This window comes from Escherichia sp. E14S1 (assembly GCF_004211995.1).
Taxonomy (GTDB): Bacteria; Pseudomonadota; Gammaproteobacteria; order Enterobacterales; family Enterobacteriaceae; genus Escherichia.
Genome location: NZ_RHJQ01000010.1, coordinates 312,239 through 324,915, shown reverse-complemented (window position 1 = coordinate 324,915; position 12,677 = coordinate 312,239). Strand labels below are relative to the sequence as shown.

Here is a 12,677-nt window from a genome sequence, read left to right as displayed (position 1 = left end):
ATCTGTTGCTTTTGCAATCGCAATCGTTAAAACTATCAACAACTTGGGATAGTTACATTGTGAATAATTGTTACTTTTTTGTTTGTTGAATCATTTTATAAATACCCCGTCTGACATCGAATAGGGGATATTCTTATAAATTTCACCTGTTTCGTTATCAATAATGCAGTTTTCTTAAGAATGGAGGAAGTTACTAGAGAAGGTAAAACATAAAACTATTTCCCCAGTTACGAATTTTTTAACTATATTTTGTCACTTGCGTTATTAATGAATAAGAAATTTAAATATAAAAAATCGCTTTTAGCGGCTATTTTAAGCGCAACCTTATTAACCGGTTGTGATGGCGGCGGTTCAGGTTCTTCCTCCGATAACCCGCCTGTAGATTCTGGAACCGGGTCTTTGCCGGAAGTGAAACCCGATCCAACGCCAACCCCGGAGCCGACGCCGGAGCCTGAACCTACTCCGGACCCGACACCTGAGCCAGAGCCAACGCCAGAACCGGAGCCAGAACCTGTTCCTACGAAAACAGGTTATCTGACCCTGGGCGGAAGCCAGCGGGTAATCGGTGCTAAATGTAATGGTGAATCCAGCGACGGCTTTACTTTTACACCTGGCGAGAACGTTACTTGCGTGGCGGGTAACACGACAATTGCCACCTTCAACACTCAGTCAGAATCTGCGCGTAGCTTGCGTGCGGTTGAAAAAGTGTCGTTTAGCCTTGAGGATGCGCAAGAACTGGCGGGGTCTGATGACAAGAAAAGCAATGCGCTCTCGCTGGTAACCTCCATGAACAGTTGTCCGGCGGATACAGAACAGGTTTGCCTGACGTTCTCCTCGGTGATCGAGAGTAAACGCTTCGACTCGCTGTATAAGCAAATCGATCTGGCACCGGAAGAGTTCAAAAAGCTGGTCAATGAAGAGGTGGAAAACAATGCCGCGACTGATAAAGCTCCATCCACTCATACTTCACCGGTTGTGCCAGTCACCACACCGGGAACAAAACCGGATCTGAACGCTTCCTTCGTGTCGGCTAACGCGGAACAGTTTTATCAGTATCAACCTACGGAAATCATTCTCTCTGAAGGCCGACTGGTAGATAGCCAGGGGAATGGCGTTGTTGGCGTCAACTACTACACCAATTCAGGGCGTGGTGTAACCGGAGAAAACGGCGAGTTTTCCTTTAGCTGGGGGGAAACCATCTCCTTTGGCATCGACACCTTTGAACTTGGCTCAGTGCGCGGTAACAAGTCGACTATTGCACTGACGGAACTGGGCGATGAAGTTCGCGGGGCAAATATCGATCAGCTGATCCACCGCTATTCGAAAGCCGGGCAAAATAATACCCGTGTCGTTCCGGACGATGTGCGCAAGGTCTTTGCTGAATACCCCAACGTGATCAACGAGATTATCAATCTCTCTTTATCCAACGGTGCGACGCTGGGTGAAGGTGATCAAGTTGTTACGCTGCCTAACGAATTTATCGAACAGTTTGAAACGGGTCAGGCCAAAGAGATCGATACTGCAATCTGTGCGAAAACCGACGGTTGTAACTCTCCGCGCTGGTTCTCGCTGACCGCGCGCAGCATTAATGAAGGTCAGATTCAGGGCGTTATCAACAAGCTGTGGGGCGTGGATCAGAGCTACAAATCTGTCAGCAAGTTCCATGTTTTCCATGACTCCACCAACTTCTATGGCAGCACCGGTAATGCGCGCGGTCAGGCGGTGGTAAATATCTCCAACGCGGCATTCCCGATTCTGATGGCGCGTAATGATAAAAACTACTGGCTGGCCTTCGGCGAAAAACGCGCCTGGGATAAAAATGAGCTGGCGTACATTACTGAAGCGCCTTCTCTTGTGGTGCCTGAAAACGTTACGCGCGATACCGCGACCTTCAACCTGCCGTTTATCTCGCTGGGGCAAGTCGGCAAAGGTAAGCTGATGGTTATCGGTAACCCGCACTACAACAGCATTCTGCGCTGTCCGAACGGTTACAGCTGGGAAGGCGGTGTTGATAAAAGCGGTCAGTGTATGCGTAACAGTGATTCAAATGACATGAAGCACTTTATGCAGAACGTGTTGCGCTATTTGTCTAACAATAGCTGGACGCCAGACGCGAAAACCAGCATGACCGTAGGCACCAACCTGGATACCGTCTATTTCAAACGTCATGGTCAGGTTACAGGAAACAGTGCTGAGTTCGGCTTCCATCCGGATTTCGCGGGTATCTCCGTTGAGCATTTAAGTAGCTATGGCGATCTCGATCCGCAGAAAATGCCGCTGCTGATCCTTAACGGCTTTGAGTATGTGACTCAGGTGTGGAACGATCCCTATGCAGTGCCTCTGCGTGCAGATACCAGCAAACCGAAGCTGAGCCAGCAGGATGTGACCGATCTGATCGCCTATCTGAACAAAGGTGGTTCGGTGCTGATCATGGAAAACGTGATGAGCAATCTTAAGGAAGAGAGCGCGTCTGGCTTTGTGCGCCTGTTGGATGCCGCAGGTCTGTCGATGGCTCTTAACAAGTCGGTGGTGAATAATGATCCTCAAGGGTATCCGGATCGCGTTCGTCAGTTGAATGAAAAAGGGATGTGGGTTTATGAACGTTATCCGGTTGTGGAAGGTGCGCTGCCGTACACCATTAATTCTGAGACAGGCGAAGTTACCTGGAAATATCAGATTGATAACAAACCTGATAAGAAACCGAAACTGGAAGTAGCCAGCTGGCTGGAGGATGTGGATGGTGAGCAGGTAACTCGTTATGCCTTTATTGATGTGGCGGAGCATAAGACGGAAGATTCTTTGAAGGCTGCAAAGGATAAAATCTTTAAAGCGTTCCCGGGGCTGGAAGAGTGTAAGGATCCTGACTACCACTATGAGGTCAACTGTCTGGAATACCGTCCTGGCACGAACGTTCCGGTAACGGGTGGCATGTATGTTCCGCAATATACGCAACTGAATCTCAGCGCCGACACCGCGAAAGCGATGGTGCAGGCTGCGGATTTAGGTACCAACATTCAGCGCCTGTATCAGCACGAGCTTTACTTCCGTACCAATGGTCGTAAAGGTGAGCGTCTGAACAGCGTCGATCTGGAACGTCTGTACCAGAACATGTCGGTCTGGCTGTGGAATAAAATTGAATACCGCTATGAAAGCGGCAAGGACGACGAGCTGGGCTTTAAAACGTTCACTGAGTTCCTGAACTGCTATGCCAACAATGCCTATACTGGCGGCACGCAGTGTTCTGATGAGCTGAAACAATCGCTGGTCGATAACAACATGATCTACGGCGAGAAGAGCGTTAATAAAGCGGGCATGATGAACCCGAGCTATCCGCTCAACTATATGGAAAAACCGCTGACGCGCCTGATGCTGGGTCGTTCCTGGTGGGATCTGAACATTAAGGTTGATGTCGAGAAATATCCGGGAGCGGTATCGGCAGAAGGGCAGGAGGTTACTGAAAGCATCAGCCTGTACTCGAGTCCGACCAAATGGTTTGCGGGTAACATGCAGTCTACAGGCCTGTGGGCTCCGGCTCAGCAGGAAGTCAGCATTAAGTCCAATGCGAACGTTCCTGTGACTGTCACCGTGGCGCTGGCCGACGACCTGACCGGACGTGAGAAGCATGAAGTTGCTCTGAACCGTCCGCCAAAAGTGACGAAAACCTATGATCTGGATGCTCAAGGCACGGTGACCTTCAAGGTGCCTTACGGTGGTCTGATTTATATCAAGGGCAACAGCTCAAAGAATGAGTCAGCCAACTTCACCTTTACCGGTGTGGTAAAAGCGCCGTTCTATAAAGACGGCGAATGGAAAAACGATCTGAACTCCCCTGCGCCGCTGGGCGAACTGGAGTCTGCGTCGTTCGTCTATACCACGCCGAAGAAGAACCTGAATGCCAGCAATTACACGGGCGGCCTGAAACAATTCGCTAAAGATCTGGATACCTTTGCCAGCTCGATGAATGACTTCTACGGTCGCAATGAAACGAGCGGCAACCACCGGATGTTTACCTATGAAGCATTGACGGGTCATAAACATCGTTTCGCCAACGATGTGCAGATCTCCATCGGTGATGCGCACTCTGGTTATCCGGTAATGAACAGCAGCTTCTCGACGAACAGCACCACGCTGCCGACGACGCCGCTGAACGACTGGCTGATCTGGCATGAAGTAGGGCATAACGCCGCAGAAACACCACTGACTGTACCGGGCGCAACTGAAGTGGCGAACAACGTGCTGGCGTTGTACATGCAGGATCGCTATCTCGGCAAGATGAACCGTGTCGCTGAAGATATTACCGTCGCGCCGGAATATCTGGACGAGAGCAACGGTCAGGCATGGGCGCGCGGCGGTGCGGGTGACCGTCTGCTGATGTACGCGCAGCTGAAGGAATGGGCAGAGAAAAACTTTGATATCAAGAAATGGTATCCAGATAGCAAGCTGCCAGAGTTCTACAGCGAGCGTGAGGGGATGAAAGGCTGGAACCTCTTCCAGTTGATGCATCGTAAAGCGCGCGGCGATGATGTTGGTGACAAGACCTTTGGTGGCAAGAATTACTGTGCTGAATCCAATGGTAACGCTGCCGACACGCTGATGCTGTGTGCCTCCTGGGTCGCTCAGACGGATCTTTCGGAGTTCTTTAAGAAATGGAATCCGGGCGCGAATGCTTATCAGCTGCCGGGGGCAAGCGATATGAGCTTCGAGGGCGGTGTGAGCCAGTCGGCTTACAACAAGCTCGCTGCGCTTGGTCTGCCGAAACCGCAGCAAGGAGGACCGGAAACCATTAACAAGGTTACCGAGTATTCGATGCCTGCTGAATAAACCGGATAAGGCGTTCACGCCGCATCCGGCATGAAATAAGGCGCACCGGGTTAACACATTTGCCCGATGCGCCAGCTTATCGGGCCTGAAGGGAAGAAGCCGCGATTATTTGCGTTGGCAGACACCCGTAGGCCGGATAAGGCGTTCACGCCGCATCCGGCATGAAATAAGGCGCACCGGGTTAACACATTTGCCCGATGCGCCAGCTTATCGGGCCTGGAGGGAAAGCCGCGATTATTTGCGTTGGCAGACACCTGTAGGCGGATAAGGCGTTCACGCCGCATCCGGCAAGTTACAACAAATAACCTTTAACCATGCTTTTTGATGTTTTTCAGCAATACCCTGCGGCGATGCCCATACTGGCAACCGTCGGAGGATTAATCATCGGCAGTTTTTTGAATGTGGTGATTTGGCGTTACCCCATCATGCTTCGTCAACAAATGGCGGAGTTTCACGGTGAAATGCCGAGTACGCAGTCAAAAATAAGCCTTGCGCTGCCGCGCTCGCACTGTCCGCATTGTCAGCAGACCATCCGGATACGAGACAACATTCCGCTGCTCTCCTGGCTGATGCTCAAAGGGCGCTGCCGCGACTGTCAGGCGAAAATCAGCAAGCGTTATCCGCTGGTCGAGTTATTGACGGCACTCGCTTTTTTGCTGGCGAGTCTGGTCTGGCCGGAAAGTGGATGGGGGCTGGCGGTGATGATATTATCCGCCTGGCTGATTGCCGCGAGCATCATCGACCTCGATCACCAATGGCTGCCCGATGTTTTTACTCAGGGCGTATTGTGGACCGGGCTGATTGCGGCATGGGCGCAACAGAGTCCGTTAACGCTACAAGACGCAGTCACCGGCGTACTGGTGGGGTTTATCACTTTTTACTCCCTGCGCTGGATAGCCGGAATAGTTCTGCGTAAAGAAGCATTAGGCATGGGCGATGTATTATTGTTCGCTGCGTTAGGTAGTTGGGTGGGGCCGTTGTCGCTGCCCAATGTTGCTTTAATCGCCTCATGCTGCGGCCTGATATATGCCGTTATTACAAAAAGAGGATCAACCACACTGCCTTTTGGACCGTGTTTAAGTCTGGGCGGTATAGCAACACTTTATCTACAGGCATTGTTTTAATGATAACCACGTCATTATCGAAGTGACATTTTAACTCTTATTAATAACCTTAGAGATTATTTACCATGTCGATAAAACAAATGCCAGGGAGGGTATTAATATCGCTATTGTTGAGCGTTACAGGATTATTAAGTGGCTGCGCCAGCCATAATGAAAATGCCAGTTTACTGGCGAAAAAACAGGCGCAAAATATCAGCCAAAACCTGCCGATTAAATCTGCGGGATATACCTTAGTGCTGGCGCAAAGTAGCGGCACGACGGTAAAAATGACCATTATCAGCGAAGCAGGTACTCAGACCACGCAGACGCCTGACGCCTTTTTAACCAGCTACCAACGACAAATGTGCGCTGATCCGACGGTGAAATTAATGATCACCGAGGGAATTAATTACAGCATAACGATTAATGATACACGCACAGGTAACCAGTATCAGCGGAAACTGGATCGTACCACCTGTGGAATAGTCAAAGCATAACGTCGGGTATATAAATTGGCGCGGGTTGTTTTTCGTGACGCACGAATTTATCTCATTCAATGGCTGACAAAAATTCGTCACACACTTAGCCAGAGACAATCTCTTAATACAGACAAAGAGCACCTGCGCAAAATTGCACGCGGGATGTTCTGGCTGATGCTGCTTATTATTTCTGCAAAAATGGCGCATTCACTCTGGCGCTATATCTCCTTTTCTGCGGAATATACATCGGCTTCTTCATCGGCGAATAAACCGGCACGTGCAGGTGCAAAACCGTTCGATAAAAAAGACGTGCAATTAATCAGCCAACAAAACTGGTTTGGCAAATATCAGCCCGTCGCCGCACCGGTAAAACAACCCGAACCTGCGCCTGTGGCAGAAACGCGTCTTAATGTGGTGCTGCGTGGGATCGCCTTTGGTGCCAGACCCGGCGCGGTTATTGAAGAAGGCGGCAAACAACAGGTTTATTTGCAGGGCGAACGGCTTGGCTCTCACAACGCGGTGATTGAGGAAATCAACCGCGACCATGTGATGCTGCGCTATCAGGGAAAAATAGAGCGCCTGAGTCTGGCTGAAGAGGAGCGTTCCACCGTAGCCGTGACCAACAAAAAAGCCGCCAGTGACGAAGCAAAGCAAGTTGTTGCTGAGCCTGCTGTCAGTGCGCCCGTTGAGATCCCGGCTGCCGTGCGTCAGGCGCTGGCGAAAGATCCGCAGAAAATTTTTAACTATATCCAGCTTACGCCTGTGCGTAAGGAGGGGATTGTCGGTTATGCAGTGAAACCGGGGGCAGATCGTTCTCTGTTCGATGCCAGCGGTTTCAAGGAAGGCGATATCGCCATTGCGCTAAATCAGCAGGATTTCACTGATCCACGAGCAATGATTGCTCTGATGCGGCAGTTACCTTCAATGGATTCCATTCAACTTACGGTTTTACGCAAGGGTGCGCGCTACGACATTTCCATCGCGCTGCGCTAACCGCATTTAATCCAGGAGAATCATTCATCGTGTTTTGGCGTGATATTACGTTGTCGGTCTGGCGTAAGAAGACAACTGGCCTCAAAACAAAAAAGCGTTTACTGCCGCTGGTGCTGGCAGCGGCATTATGTAGTTCACCGGTCTGGGCGGAAGAAGCCACTTTCACCGCTAATTTTAAAGATACCGACCTGAAATCGTTCATCGAAACCGTCGGCGCTAACCTTAATAAGACCATCATTATGGGGCCGGGCGTACAGGGGAAAGTGAGTATTCGCACCATGACCCCGCTCAATGAACGTCAGTATTACCAGCTATTCCTTAACCTGCTGGAAGCACAGGGGTATGCCGTCGTACCGATGGAAAACGACGTGCTGAAGGTGGTGAAATCCAGCGCCGCGAAAGTCGAGCCGCTGCCGCTGGTCGGTGAAGGCAGCGACAACTACGCGGGCGATGAAATGGTTACCAAAGTAGTGCCGGTACGCAATGTTTCGGTCCGCGAGCTGGCGCCGATTTTGCGCCAGATGATCGACAGTGCGGGGTCCGGCAACGTCGTCAATTACGATCCCTCCAACGTAATTATGCTCACCGGACGTGCCTCCGTCGTGGAGCGCCTGACGGAAGTGATCCAGCGTGTGGATCATGCGGGAAATCGCACTGAAGAGGTAATCCCGCTGGATAACGCCTCGGCTTCGGAAATCGCCCGCGTGCTGGAAAGCCTGACTAAAAATAGCGGCGAGAACCAGCCAGCAACGCTGAAATCTCAAATTGTCGCCGACGAACGCACCAACAGTGTGATTGTCAGCGGTGACCCCGCCACGCGAGACAAAATGCGCCGCCTGATCCGTCGGCTGGACTCAGAAATGGAGCGCAGCGGCAACAGCCAGGTTTTCTATCTCAAATACAGCAAAGCCGAAGATCTGGTCGATGTGCTGAAGCAGGTCAGCGGCACGCTCACGGCGGCTAAAGAAGAGGCGGAAGGCACGGTCGGTAGCGGGCGTGAGGTTGTCTCCATCGCCGCCAGCAAACACAGTAATGCCCTGATTGTTACCGCGCCGCAGGACATCATGCAGTCGCTGCAAAGCGTGATTGAACAACTGGATATTCGCCGTGCTCAGGTGCATGTCGAGGCGTTGATCGTGGAAGTTGCCGAAGGCAGCAATATCAATTTCGGCGTGCAGTGGGCGTCGAAAGATGCTGGATTAATGCAGTTTGCTAACGGTACGCAGATCCCTATTGGCACGCTGGGGGCAGCCATTTCTCAGGCGAAACCGCAGAAAGGCTCGACGGTGATCAGCGAAAACGGTGCCACCACCATTAACCCGGATACCAACGGCGATCTCTCCACGCTCGCCCAGCTACTTTCCGGCTTTAGCGGTACGGCGGTTGGCGTGGTGAAAGGCGACTGGATGGCGCTGGTACAGGCGGTTAAAAACGACTCCAGCTCGAACGTCCTCTCCACGCCGAGCATCACCACGCTGGACAACCAGGAAGCCTTCTTCATGGTGGGCCAGGACGTTCCGGTATTAACCGGCTCTACCGTTGGCTCCAATAACAGCAATCCTTTCAACACGGTAGAGAGGAAAAAAGTCGGCATCATGCTGAAAGTCACGCCGCAGATTAACGAAGGTAACGCGGTACAGATGGTGATTGAGCAGGAAGTCTCTAAGGTGGAAGGACAGACCAGCCTCGATGTCGTGTTTGGCGAGCGCAAACTGAAAACCACCGTGCTGGCTAATGATGGCGAGCTGATCGTGCTTGGCGGCCTGATGGACGACCAGGCGGGAGAAAGCGTGGCGAAAGTGCCGCTGCTTGGCGATATCCCGTTGATTGGTAACCTGTTTAAATCGACGGCGGATAAAAAAGAAAAACGTAACCTGATGGTGTTTATCCGCCCGACCATTCTGCGTGACGGTATGGCGGCAGACGGCGTGTCGCAGCGCAAATATAACTATATGCGCGCCGAGCAGATCTATCGCGATGAACAAGGCTTAAGCCTGATGCCGCACACCGCGCAGCCGGTGCTGCCAGCGCAAAACCAGTCTCTACCGCCGGAAGTTCGCGCGTTCCTCAACGCCGGGAGAGCGCGTTAATGGTGCCTGTAGCACAGGAAACCACCGCTAACACCGTGCGTCTGCCCTACAGTTTCAGCCGTCGGTTTAGCCTGGTGGCATGGTGCGAAGCGTCGCTGGAGATCCTCCATGTTCATCCGTTGTCGCTCTCTGTTTTGCAGGAGCTGCAGCGGGGGCTGAACGCGCCCTTTACGCTGCGGCAAATCGACGAGGCCGAATTTGAACAGCGGCTGAATGCGGTCTGGCAGCGGGACTCTTCCGAGGCCCGCCAGCTGATGGAAGATCTCGGTTCCGCCGAAGACTTCTTTACCCTCGCTGAAGAACTGCCAGAAACGGAAGATCTGCTGGAAAGTGACGACGATGCGCCGATCATCAAACTGATCAACGCCATGCTGGCAGAGGCGATTAAAGAAGGCGCTTCGGATATCCACATCGAGACGTTTGAAAAGAGTCTGGTGATCCGTTTTCGTGTTGACGGCACATTACATGAAATGCTGCGCCCGGGGCGCAAACTGGCCTCGCTGCTGGTATCGCGTATTAAGGTAATGGCGCGGCTGGATATCGCCGAAAAGCGCGTACCGCAGGATGGACGTATTGCACTGCTGCTGGGCGGTCGGGCGATTGACGTGCGTGTCTCCACCATGCCTTCCGCCTGGGGCGAGCGCGTGGTGCTGCGACTGCTGGACAAAAACCAGGCCCGCCTGACGCTGGAGCGTCTGGGTTTAAGTCAGCAACTGACAGTGCAGTTGCGCCAGCTGTTACACAAACCGCACGGCATCTTTCTGGTGACGGGGCCGACGGGTTCCGGCAAAAGCACCACGCTGTACGCCGGATTGCAGGAGCTGAACAACCATTCGCGCAACATTCTCACGGTTGAAGACCCCATCGAATACATGATTGAAGGGATCGGTCAGACGCAGGTCAACACCCGCGTCGGTATGACCTTCGCCCGTGGCCTGCGCGCGATTTTGCGTCAGGACCCGGATGTGGTGATGGTCGGTGAGATCCGCGATACCGAAACCGCAGAAATCGCCGTTCAGGCGTCATTGACCGGGCACCTGGTACTTTCCACGCTACATACCAACACGGCGGTGGGGGCGATTACGCGTTTGCAGGATATGGGCGTGGAGCCTTTCCTGCTCTCTTCCAGTCTGACGGGCGTGATGGCGCAGCGACTGGTCCGCACGCTGTGCTCCGACTGCCGCCAGGCTGCGCCTGCCACTGACGAAGAAAAACGCCTGCTGGGGATTACCGACGCGCGTACTGTCACTCTGTACCATCCGCAGGGTTGCCCCGCCTGTAATCACAAAGGTTTTCGCGGACGTACTGCCATTCATGAGCTGATCGTGGTGGACGCCACATTGCGTGATTTGATCCACCGTCAGGCCGGGGAACTGGAGCTGGAACGTTATGTCCGGCAACACTCTGCGGGCATCCGCAGCAACGGCATTGAGAAAGTGCTCGCCGGAGAAACCTCTCTCGATGAAGTTCTGCGGGTCACGATGGAGGCGTAATGGCACTGTTTTACTATCAGGCGCTGGAGCGTAATGGTCGCAAAACCAAAGGCATGATTGAGGCGGATTCCGCGCGTCATGCCCGCCAGTTGTTGCGCGCTAAAGAGCTTATTCCCGTGCACATTGAAGCCCGGATGAATGCTTCTACAGGGGGAATGTTGCAGCGTCGGCGACACGCACATCGTCGTGTGGCGGCGGCAGATCTGGCGCTGTTCACTCGCCAACTGGCAACGCTGGTGCAGGCAGCAATGCCGCTGGAAACCTGCTTACAGGCGGTCAGTGAGCAAAGTGAAAAACTGCATGTGAAAAGCCTCGGAATGGCGCTGCGCAGCCGGATTCAGGAAGGTTACACCCTGTCGGACAGCCTGCGCGAACATCCCCGCGTCTTTGACTCCCTGTTTTGTTCGATGGTAGCCGCCGGAGAAAAATCCGGGCATCTCGACGTGGTGCTCAATCGCCTTGCGGATTACACCGAACAGCGGCAGCGCCTGAAATCACGCCTGCTGCAGGCTATGCTCTATCCGTTGGTACTGCTGGTGGTGGCAACGGGCGTGGTCACTATTTTGCTGACGGCGGTGGTGCCGAAAATTATCGAACAGTTTGATCATCTCGGACACGCGCTGCCCGCCTCCACCCGCGCGCTTATCGCCATGAGTGACGCGTTACAGGCCAGCGGTGTTTACTGGCTGGCTGGTCTGCTGGGGCTTCTGGTGTTGGGGCAACGGCTACTTAAAAATCCCGCTATGCGCCTGCGCTGGGATAAAACCCTGCTGCGCCTGCCCGTGACGGGGCGTGTTGCGCGCGGGCTGAATACGGCGCGTTTTTCCCGCACCTTAAGCATCCTCACCGCCAGCAGTGTTCCGCTACTGGAAGGCATTCAGACCGCTGCCGCCGTGTCGGCAAATCGCTATGTCGAACAACAACTGCTGCTGGCGGCAGACCGCGTCCGCGAAGGAAGCAGTCTGCGCGCTGCGCTGGCGGAGTTGCGCCTGTTCCCGCCGATGATGCTGTACATGATTGCCTCCGGTGAACAGAGTGGCGAACTGGAAACCATGCTTGAACAGGCCGCGGTCAACCAGGAACGGGAATTTGATACCCAGGTGGGGCTGGCGTTAGGACTGCTTGAACCGGCGCTGGTGGTGATGATGGCGGGCGTGGTGCTGTTTATCGTCATCGCCATCCTCGAACCGATGCTGCAACTGAACAATATGGTTGGAATGTAATTTACGGAGTTATCACATGAATTCGTTATCCCGCACACAAAAACCACGGGCAGGTTTTACCCTGCTGGAAGTGATGGTGGTGATTGTTATTCTTGGCGTCCTGGCAAGTCTGGTGGTGCCTAACCTTTTGGGCAACAAAGAGAAAGCAGATCGGCAAAAAGCCATCAGCGATATCGTGGCGCTGGAAAACGCGCTGGATATGTACCGACTGGATAACGGGCGTTATCCGACTACCGAGCAGGGGCTTGAGGCACTGATCCAGCAACCAGCCAATATGGCTGACGCCCGCAACTACCGTACCGGTGGATACATTAAACGACTGCCAAAGGATCCGTGGGGCAATGATTATCAGTATCTCAGCCCGGGTGAAAAAGGGCTGTTTGATGTTTATACCCTGGGGGCAGATGGTCAGGAAAACGGGGAAGGTGCTGGCGCAGATATCGGTAACTGGAATTTGCAGGAGTTTCAGTAATCA

Annotated in this window: 8 protein-coding genes; all 8 read left to right on the top strand. The window is 53.1% G+C overall.

Annotation, left to right across the window (positions count from 1 at the left end; all coding sequences use genetic code 11):
* Positions 1-267: 267 nt before the first annotated feature.
* The 8 genes from sslE (at position 268) to gspG (ending at position 12,674) form a co-directional block, all read left to right on the top strand.
* The gene (gene sslE, locus D9734_RS13090) at positions 268-4,821 is read left to right on the top strand and encodes a lipoprotein metalloprotease SslE (RefSeq protein ID WP_130207995.1); all 4,554 of its coding nucleotides are present in this window, start codon (positions 268-270) and stop codon (positions 4,819-4,821) included.
* 314 nt (positions 4,822-5,135) lie between these two features.
* Positions 5,136-5,945 (top strand): prepilin peptidase PppA, encoded by an 810-nt coding sequence (gene pppA, locus D9734_RS13080; RefSeq protein ID WP_130207993.1) that lies wholly within the window; start codon positions 5,136-5,138, stop codon positions 5,943-5,945.
* 65 nt (positions 5,946-6,010) lie between these two features.
* Positions 6,011-6,421, top strand: coding sequence for a type II secretion system pilot lipoprotein GspS-beta (gene gspS2, locus D9734_RS13075; protein WP_001324279.1), 411 nt, complete (start codon positions 6,011-6,013; stop codon positions 6,419-6,421).
* Between the two features lie 15 nt (positions 6,422-6,436).
* Positions 6,437-7,396: a type II secretion system protein GspC gene (gene gspC, locus D9734_RS13070; protein ID WP_130207991.1), complete on the top strand. Its 960-nt coding sequence runs from the start codon at positions 6,437-6,439 to the stop codon at positions 7,394-7,396.
* A 29-nt stretch (positions 7,397-7,425) separates the two neighbouring features.
* On the top strand, positions 7,426-9,486 hold the full coding sequence (gspD, locus tag D9734_RS13065) for a type II secretion system secretin GspD (protein ID WP_130207989.1): 2,061 nt from the start codon (positions 7,426-7,428) through the stop codon (positions 9,484-9,486).
* Entirely contained in the window at positions 9,486-10,979 is a 1,494-nt protein-coding gene (gspE, locus tag D9734_RS13060) for a type II secretion system ATPase GspE (RefSeq protein WP_130207987.1), read from the top strand. The genes gspD and gspE overlap by 1 nt, the downstream gene beginning before the upstream one ends.
* Entirely contained in the window at positions 10,979-12,202 is a 1,224-nt protein-coding gene (gspF, locus tag D9734_RS13055) for a type II secretion system inner membrane protein GspF (protein WP_130207985.1), read from the top strand. The genes gspE and gspF overlap by 1 nt, the downstream gene beginning before the upstream one ends.
* 16 nt (positions 12,203-12,218) lie before the next feature.
* Positions 12,219-12,674, top strand: a complete 456-nt coding sequence (gspG, locus tag D9734_RS13050; RefSeq protein ID WP_001087289.1) for a type II secretion system major pseudopilin GspG — start codon at positions 12,219-12,221, stop codon at positions 12,672-12,674.
* The last annotated feature ends 3 nt before the right edge of the window (positions 12,675-12,677 follow it).

Bases quoted from the DNA above. Each gene is read 5' to 3' on its own strand.
- sslE (WP_130207995.1), top strand. From the start codon at position 268: ATGAATAAGAAATTTAAATATAAAAAATCGCTTTTAGCGGCTATTTTA.
- pppA (WP_130207993.1), top strand. From the start codon at position 5,136: ATGCTTTTTGATGTTTTTCAGCAATACCCTGCGGCGATGCCCATACTG.
- gspS2 (WP_001324279.1), top strand. From the start codon at position 6,011: ATGTCGATAAAACAAATGCCAGGGAGGGTATTAATATCGCTATTGTTG.
- gspE (WP_130207987.1), top strand. From the start codon at position 9,486: ATGGTGCCTGTAGCACAGGAAACCACCGCTAACACCGTGCGTCTGCCC.
- gspF (WP_130207985.1), top strand. From the start codon at position 10,979: ATGGCACTGTTTTACTATCAGGCGCTGGAGCGTAATGGTCGCAAAACC.
- gspG (WP_001087289.1), top strand. From the start codon at position 12,219: ATGAATTCGTTATCCCGCACACAAAAACCACGGGCAGGTTTTACCCTG.